Raw genomic sequence first — 15,443 nt, forward strand, 5'->3', positions numbered from 1 at the left:
AGAGCACATTTCTTTTTTATAAAGTGAAATTTCTATTAATAGTGGGTTTCTCATTTTTCACTGATAGAAAGCATTCACTAATGAAGCTCTTATTTATTCATAAGTTGAGGGATAAATAAAAAAGGTTCGATGAATGTTTAAAAAATTTTCACAGAATGTTACATTTTTCACATACCCGCCCTTACTATATGTAGTATCATTTGGATAGTGAATTAACAAGATGTTGTTGGGGGTTAAGAAATGAAGCAAGTAATGGAAAAGAACAATGAATATGAAGAGAATCTAAAGGATATTTTTACGAAAATTGTTTATGCAAATGAACAAGATTTAATGCAAGAAAATGCGAATGTTGACGGTCGGTCTCCGATGGGAGTGATGGGGAAATTTGCATCTGAGAGTGCAAAGTATTACGCGGTCGAACAATTACTTTCTGAAGAAGTGAAAAAAGCAATTAATCAAAATATTTTATATCCGCATGATTTAGATTTTTATGCAACAGGTACGACAACTTGTTCGCAAATCCCATTAGCTCAAATGCTTGAAAATGGGTTTCATACAGGGCACGGATATATGCGACAGCCGCAAGATATTAAAAGTGCGTTGGCACTTTCTTCTATTATTTTTCAAGCGAATCAAAATATGCAGCATGGTGGTCAATCATTTGCGCTGTTTGATATAGATTTAGCACCGTATGTGAGAAAAACGTTTGAAAGAAATAAAAAACGTTTAGCTACATATCCATTAACAGTTAAGCAAGTAGAAGAGTTTGCGTGGAAAGAAACAGAAAATGATACGTATCAAGCATGTGAAGCATTTATTCATAATTCGAATAGCATGCATAGCAGGGGCGGTGGACAAGTTCCATTTATTTCAATTAATTACGGAACGGATACATCAAAAGAAGGAAGATTATTAATTAAACAATTGTTACGAGCGACGCAAGCTGGATTAGGAAAAGGAGAAACGCCCATTTTTCCTATCCAAATATTTAAATTAAAAAAAGGTGTGAATTTTGAAGAAAAAGATCCGAACTATGATTTATTTGAACTAGCATTAGAAACAACAGCAAAACGACTGTTTCCCAACTTTTCATTTTTAGATGCCCCATTTAATGCTATACATTATGATGGTCGTCCTGAAAGTGAAGTGTGTTATATGGGATGCCGTACTCGTGTTATGTCCAATATTCATGGGGAAGAAACAGCGATTGGAAGAGGGAATTTATCGTTTACATCTATTAACTTAGTGAAATTAGCGTGTATGAGTGGATCAAAAGAAGCATTTTTTGAAGCTTTAAATTACTATGTTGACCTTGGTATTCGTCAATTATTGGAAAGATTCTCTTATCAATCAACGAAAAAGGCAAGAGATTTCCAATTCTTATATTCACAAGGAGTATGGCGTGGTGGTGAAAAACTTCAGCCTGAGGATTCTGTTGCTGAAATTTTAAAGCAAGGTACATTAAGTATTGGTTTTATTGGTCTTGCAGAATGTTTAGTTGCTTTAACGGGAAAACATCATGGGGAAGATGAAAAATCATGGAAGCTCGGATATGAAATTATTGAATGTATGAGAAAGAAGATGGATCAAGCAACGGAAGAACATCAGTTGAATTTTTCATTAATTGCAACTCCTGCAGAAGGATTATCAGGGAAATTTATTAAGAAAGATCGAGCTGAATTTGGAACAATTACAGGTGTAACAGATCATAACTATTATACAAATTCATTTCATATTCCTGTTTATTATCCTATTCAAGCCATTGATAAAATTCGTTTAGAAGGACCGTTTCACGCGCTTTGTAATGGTGGACATATTACGTATATTGAATTGGACGGAGCGGCTGTTCATAATCAAAAAGCATTACAGCAAATTGTGAAAGCAATGGCACAGTATGGTGTAGGATATGGATCTATTAATCACCCAGTCGATCGCTGTAAATGTTGCGGTTATCACGGGATAATTGGGAATGAATGTCCAAGCTGTGGGAATGAAAATGAACGTGACTTGGAAAGAATTCGCCGCATTACAGGATACCTTGTAGGAGATATGTCAAAGTGGAACAGTGCGAAGCGTAGTGAAGAAGCGGATCGGGTGAAACATAAATGAGAGTAATGAATATCATTCATGATAGTATTGTAGATGGGGAAGGATTGCGGACAGTCGTATTTTTTGCGGGCTGTCCGCATCGTTGTTTTGGCTGCCATAATCCACAGTCTTGGAATATTAATAATGGAACTGAGGTTACAAAAGAGGAAATAATAAAAGAGATTGAAAAAAATCCTCTTACGGATGTAACATTTTCAGGTGGAGATCCATTTTTTCAAGCTGCTGAAGTAAAAGTAATAGCAAAAGCGGTAAAAAAAATGAAAAAAAATTTATGGATTTATACAGGCTATACATTAGAGGAGATACAAAATTCACGAAATAATGATATGATAGAGTTGTTACAGTATGCAGATGTATTAGTAGATGGAAGGTTTGAGCTAGAGAAACGAGATCTTACACTACCGTTTCGCGGAAGTTCAAATCAACGTATTATTCGATTGAAGGAGTAAAAGGACGGGATAGAATTGAATAAAACAGTTTTACTTGTTGAAGATGAAAGAAGATTGCGAGAAATTGTTAGTGATTATTTTCGTAATGAGGGCTTTGAAGTGATTGAAGCTGAAGATGGAAAGCAAGCATTAGAACGTTTTGCTGAGCATACAGTGGATTTAATTATATTAGATATTATGCTACCAGAAATTGACGGCTGGTCTGTATGTAGACGTGTAAGAAAAGAATCAGCGGTACCGATCATTATGTTAACAGCTCGTTCTGATGAGGATGATACTTTACTTGGTTTTGAATTAGGAGCAGACGAATATGTAACAAAACCGTTTAGTCCAAAAATTTTAGTTGCACGTGCCAAAACATTATTAAAACGTGCGGACGGTGCGTTAGGTCAAGCTGAGGAGAATATACTTTCCCTTGCAGGTATCGATGTGAATCGTTTGTCGCGTACTGTAATGGTAGACGATGAAGAGATTACGTTAACGCATAAAGAATTTGAGCTGCTTGTTTATTTAATGGAGAATAAAGGGATTGTATTATCTCGTCAACATTTATTAGATCAGCTTTGGGGATATGATTACTACGGAGATGATCGTACAGTAGACACTCATATTAAGAAACTTCGTAATAAATTAGGAGATAAAGCAACTCATATTGGTACAGTTATTCGTGTAGGATACAAATTTGAAGAGTAAATATTTGCTTCTATTTATACATCTTTATAATTGCATGTACAATTTTTATGTACTTGACAATTATGAAATATAATAGTATTTTTTTGTTTGGATTTCACGATAAGTTCACAGAAAGAACACAAACCGTGATTATACTAAAAATACGATTTAAGCAGAGAGGGGATAAGTAGAATATGGGATACTATGATCAAAAAGAGATGAATGAAGCCTATACAGAAACAGTAAAATCACGCAGCAAAAAAGGATACTTTTTTACAGGAGTTGTCGGTGCTGTTATTGGTGCAGTTACGATTAGTTTTGCAGTACCGTATATGCCTTGGATAAATAACAGCGTGGTTTCACAATCAAAAATAGAGGGAACAGCAGTTCCTGTTTCTAATAAAGCAAAGGGTGAAACAGACCTTGCAGGTATGGTTGAAGGAGCAAAAGATGTAGTTGTAGGTGTAATTAATTTCCAAAAAAATGTAGATCCATTTTCGCCTCAAGCAGGCGGACAAGAAGCTGAAGCAGGTTCAGGATCAGGTGTTATTTATAAAAAAGTTGGAGATAAAGCACTTATTGTAACGAATAACCACGTTGTAGAGGGTGCAAATAAATTAGAAGTGAAGTTAAGTGATGGAACGAAGGTTGACGCAAGGCTAGTAGGAAAAGATCCATGGTTAGATTTAGCTGTCGTTGAGATTGATGGAAAGAATATTAATAAAGTTGCAACTCTTGGAGATTCAGATAAAATTCGTGCGGGAGAACCTGCGATTGCAATTGGTAATCCGCTTGGCTTCGATGGAAGTGTAACAGAAGGTATTATCAGTAGCAAAAATCGTGAAATCCCAGTTGATATTAACGGGGACAACCGTGCTGATTGGCAAGCACAAGTTATTCAAACGGATGCTGCGATTAACCCAGGGAATAGCGGTGGTGCATTATTCAATGAAAATGGTGAAGTAATCGGTATTAACTCTAGTAAAATTGCACAGCAAGAAGTAGAAGGAATTGGCTTTGCGATTCCAATTAATGTAGCAAAACCAGTACTTGACTCTCTTGAAAAATATGGTGAGGTAAAACGACCTGTTATGGGTGTTCAAGTAATGAGTCTTGATGAAATCCCAAGTTATGCATTATTACAATTTAAATTACCAAAAGATGTAACAAATGGAGTTCTGTTAAGACAAGTTGATCCAGCATCACCGGCAGAAAAAGCAGGATTGCAGCAATATGATGTTGTTGTTGGCTTGGATGACCAAAAAATAGATAATGCAGTTGAATTCCGTAAATATTTATACGAGAAGAAAAAAGTTGGCGATAAAATAGAAGTGACAGCATATCGAAATGGTGAGAAAATCAAGAAAACAGTAACATTAGCTGATAAAAGTGGAACGAATTAATAAAGAAAGTCTCTTTCATGTTGAAAGAGACTTTCTTTATCGGCTATACTAAATTAACAGGAGGGATTACATATGACAATTGAAAATCCAACTCGTGCGGAAATTGGAGAGATTTTAAAGAATAGTAAGACTATTGCAGTTGTCGGATTATCTGATAATCCAGATCGTACTTCTTACATGGTGTCAAAAGCGATGCAAGATGCAGGGTACCGTATTATTCCTGTTAATCCAAAGGTTAGTGAAGTATTAGGAGAAAAAGCGGTAAAATCATTGGCTGAAATAAAAGAGCATGTTGATATCGTCAATGTATTCCGTCGTTCTGAGTTTTTAATGGATGTTGCCAAAGAGTTTGCTGAGATTGAAGCGGATATATTTTGGGCACAATTAGGTATACAAGACGAAGAAACGTATCGTTTTTTGAAAGAAAAAGGCTATACTGTCATTATGGATCGTTGCATTAAAGTTGAACATGCAATGACAAGATAAAGTGAAACTTCCATCATTGGGGGCGGTTCGCTTCCCAATGATGGAAAGCTCTCACCAATCGGGCTTTTACGGGGAGTTATTCCCCGCCTATCTTCCTCGCTTCGGGGGATACTGCTCAAGAATAGCGGGATAGATCGTATTTGTGAAGTTTATTGAGCTCCTATTCATTAGGGAGGAGCAGATGGACGAGGTGTTCATCGTGAAGTTTTTTAAAGGTTGTTTTTGGGGATTGTTGCTTGTCACTCCATTTTGGATTATTATCATTTTGTTGATTATAAAATGGTGGAGTATGTAGTTGTTTTTGGAATACATATCCATGTTTCGTTGACAAACGATTACTTTTCTGAAATAGTAGCGTAGAGGAATCCTTGTGACAAGCAAGGATTTTTCTTATGAAAATAGTATATAAAAGAAATAACGTAACTTGCCAAAAGTGAGTAAAAGGCGTTATTCTATAATAGAAAACATATGTTCTGATTTTTTGGGTAGGAAAGGGGCAAGGAGTTTGGCTAAGCGTCAGTTTCAATATGATGAAAATGCAATTCAAGTGCTAGAGGGTCTTGAAGCCGTTCGGAAACGCCCGGGTATGTATATCGGGAGTACGGATAGCCGCGGATTGCATCATTTAGTATATGAGATCGTAGATAACTCCGTTGATGAAGCATTGGCGGGATTTGGCGATGAAATTAAAGTCGTAATACATAAAGATAACAGTATAAGTGTAGTAGATAAAGGGCGCGGTATGCCGATAGGAATGCATAAGCTTGGAAAACCGACACCAGAAGTCATATTAACTGTACTCCATGCTGGTGGTAAATTTGGACAAGGCGGTTATAAAACAAGTGGTGGTTTGCACGGTGTTGGCGCATCAGTTGTAAACGCGTTGTCCGAATGGCTTGTTGTTACAATTAAACGAGATGGTTACGTATATGAACAACGATTTGAAAATGGTGGTGTTCCGGTTACGACACTTGAGAAAATCGGAAAAGCAAAAGATAATGGAACAACGATTCATTTTAAACCGGATCGAACGATTTTTAGCACAACGAACTATAATTATGAAACGTTATGCGAGAGATTACGTGAATCAGCATTTTTATTAAAAGGTATGAAAATTGTACTTCAGGATAAACGTAACGATTTGGAAGATGTTTTTCATTATGAAACGGGGATTGAAGCGTTTGTTTCATATTTAAATGAAGAGAAAGACTCTTTACACCCAGTTGTATATTTTACTGGAGAGCAAAACGGAATTGAAGCAGAATTAGCTTTTCAATTTAATGATGGGTATTCTGAGAACATTCTTTCCTTTGTGAATAATGTACGTACGAAAGATGGCGGTACGCACGAAGCTGGATTTAAAACAGCGATGACACGCGTATTTAACGAATATGCACGTAAAGTTTCTTTGTTAAAAGAGAAAGATAAAAATTTAGAAGGAACGGATATTCGTGAAGGATTAGCTGCAATTGTTTCCATTCGTGTTCCAGAAGAATTGCTTCAATTTGAAGGACAAACGAAAGGAAAGCTTGGAACAAGTGAAGGGCGTTCAGCTGTTGATGCTGTTGTGTCAGAGCATTTAGAGTATTTTTTAGAGGAAAATCCGGATGTGGCAACGCTTCTTGTGAAAAAAGCAATTAAAGCAGCGCAAGCCCGCGAGGCAGCGCGAAAGGCGCGTGAAGAAGCACGCAGCGGCAAAAAGAAAAAACGTTCAGAAGGAACATTGAGCGGAAAGCTGACACCAGCGCAATCACGTAATCCACAAAAGAACGAGCTATATTTAGTAGAGGGTGATTCTGCAGGCGGTTCTGCAAAGCAAGGCCGTGATCGTCGCTTCCAGGCTGTTCTTCCACTGCGTGGTAAAGTTATTAATACAGAAAAGGCAAAGCTTGCTGACATTTTTAAAAATGAAGAAATTAACACGATTATTTATGCGATTGGCGGCGGTGTTGGAGCGGAATTCTCGGTTGAAGATATCAATTATGACAAAATTATTATTATGACGGATGCCGATACAGATGGTGCGCATATTCAAGTACTGCTATTGACATTCTTCTATCGTTATATGAAGCCGCTAATTGAGGCAGGTAAAGTATTTATTGCACTTCCTCCTTTATATAAAGTGAGTAAAGGAAAGGGGAAAAGTGAAGTCATTGAATACGCTTGGTCTGATGAAGAGCTTGATGGTGTCACGAAAAAGGTCGGAAAAGGTTATATTCTACAGCGTTATAAAGGTCTTGGTGAAATGAATGCGGACCAATTATGGGAAACAACGATGAATCCAGAGACGCGCACGTTAATTCGCGTTAAAATTGATGATGCTTCACGAGCAGATCGCCGGGTTGCTACATTGATGGGGGATAAAGTAGAACCGCGCCGTAAATGGATTGAGCGCAATGTTCAATTTGGTATGCAAGAAGAAGGAAATATTTTAGAAAATGAAATGATTATAGCAACGGAGGTGGAATAACATGCAAGCAGAGAAGTTTCATGACCTCCCGCTTGAAGATGTGCTTGGTGACCGCTTTGCACGTTATAGTAAATATATTATTCAAGACCGTGCACTTCCAGATGCACGAGACGGTTTAAAACCAGTACAACGTCGTATTTTATATTCTATGTATGTAGAAGGAAATATAAATGATAAGCCATTTCGTAAGTCTGCCAAAACAGTTGGTAACGTAATTGGTAACTATCATCCGCATGGTGATTCGTCCGTGTATGAAGCGATGGTACGTTTAAGTCAAGATTGGAAAGTACGAAATGTATTAGTTGAAATGCATGGAAATAATGGTAGTGTCGATGGTGATCCGGCAGCGGCGATGCGTTATACAGAGGCTCGTTTATCACCAATTGCTTCTGAGTTATTACGTGACATTGATAAAGAAACAGTAGAATTTGTTTCAAACTTTGATGATACAAGTGAAGAGCCAGTTGTATTACCAGCTATGTTTCCGAATCTTTTAGTGAACGGATCTACGGGAATTTCAGCTGGTTATGCAACAGAAATTCCACCACATCATCTTGGAGAAGTTATCGATGCAACAATGTTGCGAATTGATAAACCAAACAGTACTGTAGATGATTTATTAACGCTGATTAAAGGGCCAGACTTCCCGACAGGGGGGATTATCCAAGGGCTTGATGGGATTAAGAAGGCGTATGAAACAGGAAAAGGGAAAATTATCATCCGCGGAAAAGCGGAAGTTGAGACGATTCGTGGTGGGAAGCAGCAAATCGTAATTACAGAAATTCCTTACGAAGTAAACAAAGCAAATCTTGTTAAGAAAATGGATGAGCTACGTTTAGATAAAAAATTAGATGGAATTGCTGAAGTTCGTGATGAAACGGATCGTACAGGTCTTCGTATTGTTGTCGAATTGAAAAAAGATGCAAATGCAGAAGGTATTTTAAATTATTTATATAAAAATACAGATTTACAAATACCATATAACTTCAATATGGTAGCAATTCATAATCGCCGCCCTACATTAATGACATTACCAAAGATTTTAGATGCATATATTGGGCATCAAAAAGAAGTTGTAACACGTCGTTCGCAATATGAATTGCGAAAAGCGGAAAATCGTCAGCATATCGTGGAAGGTTTGATGAAAGCTTTATCAATCTTAGATAAAGTCATTGAAACAATTCGTGCTTCTAAAGATAAACGTGATGCGAAAAATAATTTAAGTGCAAGATTCTCCTTTACAGAAGCACAATCAGAAGCAATTGTATCACTGCAATTGTACCGTTTAACAAATACAGATATTACAGCATTAGAAAAAGAGGCCGAAGAGCTACAAACGAAAATTACAGAATTACAAGCGATTTTACAAAGTGAAAAAAGACTTCTTCAAGTGATTAAATCGGACTTAAAGAGAGTAAAGAAAACGTATAGTGATAATCGTCGTGCTGTAATTGAAGAAGAGATTGAAGAAATTAAAATTGATGTGGAAGTGATGATTCCACATGAAGATGTCATCGTTACTGTAACGAAAGAAGGATATGTAAAGCGAACTGGTTGGCGCTCGCATAATGCATCGAACGGAAAAGACTTCGGTATGAAAGAGGGCGACATCTTACTCGAACGCTTCGATACAAATACAACCGCGACAATTCTTTTATTTACAAGTAAAGGAAACTATATTTATCTTCCGGTATACGAAATGCCAGATATTCGTTGGAAAGATCTAGGTCAGCACGTTGCGAATATTGTGTCGCTTGACCGAGATGAAACACTCGTCTTTGCAACTGTTGTTCCGAATTTTGATGAAGAGAAGCGATTTATTACGTTTGTTACTAGAAACGGAATGATTAAGAAAACAGAATTAAATCAATATAAAGTGCAGCGTTATTCACGTGCATTTGTCGCGACTAATTTAAAGAAAGATGATGAAGTCGTCGATGTTTTTGTTACAGATGGAACACAAGATATTCTTCTTGCAACGCACGGCGCATATGCACTTGTTTTCAATGAAGAAGAAGTGAGTCCAGTTGGCGTACGGGCAGCTGGTGTAAAAGGAATGAATGTGAAGGAAGATGACTACGTTGTATGCGGTCTTCCTATCAATTCTGAAAAAGATCAGCTCGTTCTCATTACGCAAAGAGGTGCAGTAAAACGATTAAAAGCGACAGAAATTGAAAAATCGACGAGAGCAAAACGGGGTCTTGTGATCTTTAAAGAATTGAAAAAGAATCCATATCGCATCGTCGGTGTAGAAGTTGTTCGTGAAGATGAAGTTGTTTGTATGCGAACAGAAAAGCAGATAATAGAAGAAATTGATCCGAATACACTTCGTAATAAGGATCGTTACAGTAACGGAAGTTTATTAATAGATGTAAGTGATGTTGGTCTTGTTGTGGAAACATGGCCACAGAAAAAAGAAAAGTAAGAAAATGCCCGACTCATTATATGAGTCGGGTGTTTTTGTCTAAATTTGTCTGAAGAATAGTAGTTGTACAAATAAAACACTTCCATTATTATTTAACTAAATATTTTAAATATTTAGAAAAAACTAAAATGGGGGTATATGGGTGATAAAAAAGAAAAATTTTGCTTTTGTTCTTTCTGCAGTGTGTATGTTTGGCTTATTAACAGGATGCAGTGATAAAACAAATGGTAATGCTGATACAGCAAGTACGGGAGGTGGGGGTGGAAAGGTAATAAAAATTGCGACTCAATCACCGCTCTCTGGTGGTTCTGCAACGCAAGGGGAAGCAATTAAACTTGGTGCACAACTGAAAATAGAAGAACAAAAAGAAGAGTTTAAAAAATTAGGATATGAACTAAAATTTGTGCCATATGATGATCAAGCTGATCCGAAAAAAGGTGTTGCGAACGCACAGATTATTGGTGCGGATAAAGAAATACTTGGTGTCGTTGGACATATGAATTCAGGAGTTGCAATTCCATCTTCTGAAGTGTATGAGAAAAACAATGTTGTTATGGTATCACCTACAAATACTGCTATTGAAGTAACGGATCGTAATTTGAAAGTAGTAAATCGTATATGTACAAGAGATGATTTTCAAGGCCCTGCCGGGGCAGAGTTTGCGTTGAAAACACTGAAGGCAAAAAACGTTTTTATTATTGATGATAAAACAGCTTATGGAACAGGTTTAGCTAAAGCATTTAAAACAGAAGTTGAAAAATTAGGTGGAACAATTGCAGGTTATGAATCTATTACGGTCGGAGAAAAAGATTTTAACGGTGTGTTAAATAAAGTACTCGCGAAAAAACCTGATTTAATTTACTTTGGTGGTCTATATGCAGAAGGTGGACTGTTAGTGAAGCAAGCACGTGAAAAAGGCCTTACAATCCCGTTTATGGGCGGTGATGGTATGGATTCAGCAACGATGGTAGAAATTGCAGGTAACTATATTGAGAACACGTATTACACTTCTATCGCTGCTGACCCGAAAACAACGGAAAAAGGAAAGAAATTTGCGGATGATTATAAGAGTAAATTTAATAAAGAGGTAGAAGGATATTCGGCTTATGGGTATGATGCTGCGGGTGTACTCCTGCAAGGAGTGAAAGATGCGATTAAAGCAAATAACAACAAAATGCCAACTCGAGAACAAGTACGCGATACTGTTCGGAAAACAAATAATTTTGAAGGAGCGGTAACAAACGTAGGGTTTGATGGCAAGGGGGATAATAAATTTGCAAAAGTATATATTTATAAATTTGCAGAGCAAAAATATCCAGGAAGACAAGAAGGCGAAGTAGAGAAAAAGTAAGGTGATATGGGTACGGTGCTTATGTTCCGTACCTTTTTTAGAGAAAAATAAAAAGGGAGGAATTTCTATGTTCGGTGAAATAATGCATACACTTCCTCAAGTGCTAATTGACGGATTAACACTTGGTGCAGTGTACGCAGTTGTTGCGTTAGGATATACGATGGTATATGGGATATTAGAACTTATCAATTTTGCTCATGGAGAAATTTTTATGACTGGTGCTTTTATTGGCACAACAATTTTTCTTGTTTTTATGGGATTTGGTTGGATGACGGTTATGCCTGCTCTGCTAGCATTGTTACTTGTTTTAGTCGCAACATCTCTTATAACGGGTTTTCTTGGGATGGGGATTGAAAGGGTTGCGTATCGACCGCTTCGAAAAGCACCAAAACTTATTACGTTAATCACAGCAATTGGTGTTTCTTTTCTGCTACAAGATATCGTTCGTTTTATTGCTGAATTAAAAAAAGGAAATTACATTATAACAGGTCCTACTTTATTCAACGATCAAATTACAGTACAGACTTCAGCGATTATGTCTTCTTTTAATAATGCTCAACTTAAAACATCTTCACTTATTCTACTCGTTCTTGCAGTTATTATGATGCTCTCTTTAGACTTTTTCATTAATAAAACAAAGTGGGGAATGGCGATGCGTGCTGTTGCGCAAGATCGTGATACTGCTTCATTAATGTCAGTAAATGTGAATAAAGTGATTTCCCTTACGTTTTTTATTGGTTCCGCACTTGGCGGAGCAACAGGTGTACTGTTTGCTGTGCAATATGGAACAATAGATCCGTACATTGGCTTTATTTTAGGGTTAAAAGCTTTTACAGCAGCTGTTTTAGGGGGAATTGGTAATATTCGAGGTGCAATGGTTGGCGGTATATTGCTTGGACTTCTAGAAATGTTCGCGGCTGCAAATTTATCCATTTTATCTTCTGGAATATTGGGAGCTGAATATAAGGATGTATTTGCCTTTGGAATTTTAATTCTCGTTTTAATTTTTAAACCAGAAGGCATTTTCGGCAAAGCAGTTGCCGAGAAAGTGTAGGTGATCATAATGACAAAGTGGTTAGAAATGATAAGGAAAAATACGAAGCTGCAACTTATATTATTAGTCCTTTATATTGGTATAACGGCTGCAAGTTTATATTTTGCACAAAAGTCAGTAACGGCATTTTTACTATTATTATTGTCTCTTTTATTATTGTATTACACAAATTTGCACGGTAAATGGAAATGGTTGATAGGGTTATTTGTATTAGTCATATTGCTTCCATTCACAGCAAGCGGCGGGCCAGCCTATCAGTCTTATATGGAAGTAGCGACATTAGTTGGGATTTATATAGCAATGGCGCTAGGATTAAATATTGTTGTCGGCTTTGCGGGATTGCTAGATTTAGGATTTGTCGCTTTTTTTGCAATCGGAGCTTACACATACGGTATTTTTGCAACAGCTCAAGCAAATAACTTTATGCCATTTGGTCAATATCCATTGTCAGGAGAAAGCTTTTGGATTTTTATTTTACTAGGCGGTTTTATTGCAGCAGTATTTGGAGTTTTACTCGGTATCCCGGTTTTACGTGTGAAAGGCGATTATTTAGCGATTGTGACACTTGGATTTGGAGAGATTATTCGTATTATTTTTAATAATTTAGATAAACCAATCAATATTACAAACGGTGCAATGGGTTTATCTTCTGTAAAGCCACCTTCTTTATTTGGGTTTACATTTTTGCAATCGAGTCAAGTGTATTATATTGTGCTCGGTATTTTACTACTCGTGATTTTTATTGTAAAACGACTAGAGTTTTCGAAAATAGGCCGTTCTTGGAAGGCAGTTCGTGAAAATGAAATTGCCGCTCAAGCGATGGGAATTCCGCTTGTGAAAACAAAGCTGCTAGCGTTTGCAATTGGTGCGTCATTTTCTGGAATGATGGGTGTTGTCTTTGCAGCAAAACAAACTTTCGTCGATCCAACAAGTTTTACGTTACTAGAGTCGATTACGATTCTTGTTATGGTATTACTTGGTGGTATGGGGAGTGTACCAGGAGTTATTTTAGGCGCAGCAGTTATGACGATTTTAAATTTACAAGTACTTACTGAAGTAACAAACTGGCTAAATCAATTGAACTTAAGTGGAACGATTGCGATCCCAGATGCACTTTCTCCAGCAAAGATGCAGCGCTTCATCTTTGGGGGAATTTTAATCTTATTTGCTTTGTATCGCCCGCAAGGACTCATACCTGCAAAAAATCGGAAATTTAATGAAGAGCAGCTGAAAAAAGGTAGGACAGAACAAATCGAATCGCAAACACAAAAAGAGAACGTATTTGGAGCCTAGGGGTGAGAATATGACGATTTTAACAGTTCAAAATATTACAAAACGGTTTGACGGGCTTGTTGCAGTGAAAAGTGTTGATATGAAAGTAAAAAAAGGATCGATTACAGCTGTAATTGGACCGAACGGAGCAGGGAAAACGACGTTCTTTAATATGGTAACAGGCGTGTATAAGCCCGATGAAGGGGACATTCTACTTGGTGAAAAAAAGATAACTGGTTTGAAGCCGCATGATATTTCAAAGCATGGTATTGCTCGTACGTTTCAAAATATTCGTCTTTTTAACAATATGACGGTACTTGAAAATGTGATGGTAGGGCTTCACAATCATTTGAAAAGTAATCTTTTGGGAATTTTGTTACATTTTCCAGGAGTAAAGAGAGAAGAAGAACAAGCGCAGCAAAAAGCGTATGAGCTTTTAGAATATGTTGGGTTAGCTCATTTGTTAAATGAAGAAGCGCAAAATTTATCGTACGGTGCACAGCGGCGCCTTGAAATTGCTAGGGCGCTCGCGGCAAAACCGCAAGTCTTATTATTGGATGAGCCAGCAGCTGGGATGAATCCAAAGGAAACGAAGGAGTTAACAGCACTTATTTATCGTATGCGTGAAGAGCTGGACGTAACAATTGTATTAATTGAACACGATATGAAACTTGTCATGGAGATATCTGAGCATATCATTGTGCTAGATCATGGTGAAAAAATTGCAGAAGGAAGACCGGAAGATATTCGTAACAATCCAAAAGTTATTGAAGCGTATTTAGGGAAAAGCGCAGTGTTAGAGAAGTAATGCGGGATAAAGTGAAACTTCCATCAGTGGGGGCCTTACTGCCCGTTAATGCGGGACAAAGCAAAGAGCATGCTACAAAATCGCTTGAAAAAAATAAAAAGGAGGGAAGTATTTTGCTAGAGCTTACAAATATTAATGCGTATTATGGTGGCATTCACGCGTTAAAAGGAATTAATATTTCTGTAGGAAAAGGCGAAATTGTAACGCTTATTGGATGCAACGGAGCTGGAAAATCAACGACATTAAAGACGATTAGTGGTCTTGTTATACCGAAGTCAGGAGAAATTTCATTTGAGGGGAAACAAATTACGAAACAATCCCCGCACGTAACAGCTTTATCTGGAATCGCTCATGTACCAGAGGGGAGACGTATTTTTTCACGTCTAACAGTAAAAGAGAACCTAGAGATGGGAGCATTTTCAGTAAAGGATAAAAGAATAGTGAAGGAACGGATGGAGCGTACCTTTCACTATTTTCCAAAGTTAAAAGAACGGCTAGAACAAAAGGGCGGTACGATGAGTGGTGGTGAACAGCAAATGCTTGCAATTGGACGTGCGCTCATGAGCCAGCCTCACATACTTATGTTAGATGAACCTTCAATGGGACTAGCGCCAATTATTGTTGAGCAAATCTTTGAAATTATTTCAGAGCTTAATAAAGAAGGAATGACGATTCTACTTGTTGAACAAAATGCGTATCAAGCGTTGCAAATTGCACATCGTGGATATGTGATTCAGACAGGGGAAATTAAAATGGTAGGAGAAGGAAAATCATTGATGCATAATGAATTTGTGAAAGAAGCGTATTTAGCATAATATGAGGGCTACCCTAAGTAGGGTGGCTCTTTGTCATGTTAATCTATGTTACCGTTATTACTAAAGCGTAATTTGTAAAAAAGCAAAATATTATGTAGAAAAAAGATAAGTTGATATAATAAAAGTTCA

12 protein-coding genes are annotated in these 15,443 nt (G+C 37.2%); all 12 read left to right on the forward strand.

All coding sequences use genetic code 11. The features are described 5' to 3' along the window. Positions 1 to 252: 252 nt before the first annotated feature. The 12 genes from ACTDJC_RS14845 (at position 253) to ACTDJC_RS14900 (ending at position 15,314) form a co-directional block, all read left to right on the forward strand. On the forward strand, positions 253 to 2,109 hold the full coding sequence (locus ACTDJC_RS14845) for an anaerobic ribonucleoside triphosphate reductase (protein WP_440604008.1): 1,857 nt from the start codon (positions 253 to 255) through the stop codon (positions 2,107 to 2,109). Continuing rightward, a complete protein-coding gene (gene nrdG / locus ACTDJC_RS14850; protein WP_440603875.1) occupies positions 2,106 to 2,558 on the forward strand; it encodes an anaerobic ribonucleoside-triphosphate reductase activating protein in 453 nt (150 codons plus the stop codon). Before ACTDJC_RS14845 ends, nrdG begins: the two co-directional genes overlap by 4 nt. A gap of 15 nt (positions 2,559 to 2,573) precedes the next feature. After that, the gene (locus ACTDJC_RS14855; RefSeq protein ID WP_429718981.1) at positions 2,574 to 3,251 is read left to right on the forward strand and encodes a response regulator transcription factor; all 678 of its coding nucleotides are present in this window, start codon (positions 2,574 to 2,576) and stop codon (positions 3,249 to 3,251) included. A 173-nt stretch (positions 3,252 to 3,424) separates the two neighbouring features. Continuing rightward, a complete protein-coding gene (locus tag ACTDJC_RS14860) occupies positions 3,425 to 4,633 on the forward strand; it encodes a S1C family serine protease (RefSeq protein WP_253629959.1) in 1,209 nt (402 codons plus the stop codon). Between the two features lie 72 nt (positions 4,634 to 4,705). Continuing rightward, positions 4,706 to 5,119: a CoA-binding protein gene (locus tag ACTDJC_RS14865; protein ID WP_098309911.1), complete on the forward strand. Its 414-nt coding sequence runs from the start codon at positions 4,706 to 4,708 to the stop codon at positions 5,117 to 5,119. Positions 5,120 to 5,624: 505 nt separating this feature from the next. After that, positions 5,625 to 7,589: a DNA topoisomerase IV subunit B gene (gene parE / locus ACTDJC_RS14870; protein ID WP_440603876.1), complete on the forward strand. Its 1,965-nt coding sequence runs from the start codon at positions 5,625 to 5,627 to the stop codon at positions 7,587 to 7,589. A gap of 1 nt (position 7,590) precedes the next feature. After that, positions 7,591 to 10,014 carry a DNA topoisomerase IV subunit A gene (gene parC / locus ACTDJC_RS14875; protein WP_098309908.1) on the forward strand — a complete coding sequence of 808 codons (2,424 nt, stop codon included), beginning with the start codon at positions 7,591 to 7,593 and terminating at the stop codon, positions 10,012 to 10,014. 142 nt (positions 10,015 to 10,156) lie between these two features. Continuing rightward, complete coding sequence (locus tag ACTDJC_RS14880; RefSeq protein ID WP_098309907.1) at positions 10,157 to 11,365, forward strand: branched-chain amino acid ABC transporter substrate-binding protein; 1,209 nt, start codon at positions 10,157 to 10,159, stop codon at positions 11,363 to 11,365. 67 nt (positions 11,366 to 11,432) lie between these two features. Further along, complete coding sequence (locus tag ACTDJC_RS14885) at positions 11,433 to 12,419, forward strand: branched-chain amino acid ABC transporter permease (protein WP_098309906.1); 987 nt, start codon at positions 11,433 to 11,435, stop codon at positions 12,417 to 12,419. Positions 12,420 to 12,428: 9 nt separating this feature from the next. Beyond that, complete coding sequence (locus tag ACTDJC_RS14890; protein ID WP_098309905.1) at positions 12,429 to 13,712, forward strand: branched-chain amino acid ABC transporter permease; 1,284 nt, start codon at positions 12,429 to 12,431, stop codon at positions 13,710 to 13,712. 10 nt (positions 13,713 to 13,722) lie between these two features. After that, complete coding sequence (locus ACTDJC_RS14895; RefSeq protein WP_253629956.1) at positions 13,723 to 14,499, forward strand: ABC transporter ATP-binding protein; 777 nt, start codon at positions 13,723 to 13,725, stop codon at positions 14,497 to 14,499. 113 nt (positions 14,500 to 14,612) lie between these two features. Then, entirely contained in the window at positions 14,613 to 15,314 is a 702-nt protein-coding gene (locus ACTDJC_RS14900) for an ABC transporter ATP-binding protein (protein WP_253629955.1), read from the forward strand. Positions 15,315 to 15,443: the final 129 nt, after the last annotated feature.

Source organism: Bacillus sp. GB_SG_008, from assembly GCF_052038115.1.
GTDB lineage: Bacteria > Bacillota > Bacilli > Bacillales > Bacillaceae_G > Bacillus_A > Bacillus_A rhizoplanae.

Bases quoted from the DNA above. Each gene is read 5' to 3' on its own strand.
- ACTDJC_RS14845 (WP_440604008.1), top strand. From the start codon at position 253: ATGGAAAAGAACAATGAATATGAAGAGAATCTAAAGGATATTTTTACG.
- nrdG (WP_440603875.1), top strand. From the start codon at position 2,106: ATGAGAGTAATGAATATCATTCATGATAGTATTGTAGATGGGGAAGGA.
- ACTDJC_RS14860 (WP_253629959.1), top strand. From the start codon at position 3,425: ATGGGATACTATGATCAAAAAGAGATGAATGAAGCCTATACAGAAACA.
- ACTDJC_RS14865 (WP_098309911.1), top strand. From the start codon at position 4,706: ATGACAATTGAAAATCCAACTCGTGCGGAAATTGGAGAGATTTTAAAG.
- parC (WP_098309908.1), top strand. From the start codon at position 7,591: ATGCAAGCAGAGAAGTTTCATGACCTCCCGCTTGAAGATGTGCTTGGT.
- ACTDJC_RS14885 (WP_098309906.1), top strand. From the start codon at position 11,433: ATGTTCGGTGAAATAATGCATACACTTCCTCAAGTGCTAATTGACGGA.
- ACTDJC_RS14890 (WP_098309905.1), top strand. From the start codon at position 12,429: ATGACAAAGTGGTTAGAAATGATAAGGAAAAATACGAAGCTGCAACTT.
- ACTDJC_RS14895 (WP_253629956.1), top strand. From the start codon at position 13,723: ATGACGATTTTAACAGTTCAAAATATTACAAAACGGTTTGACGGGCTT.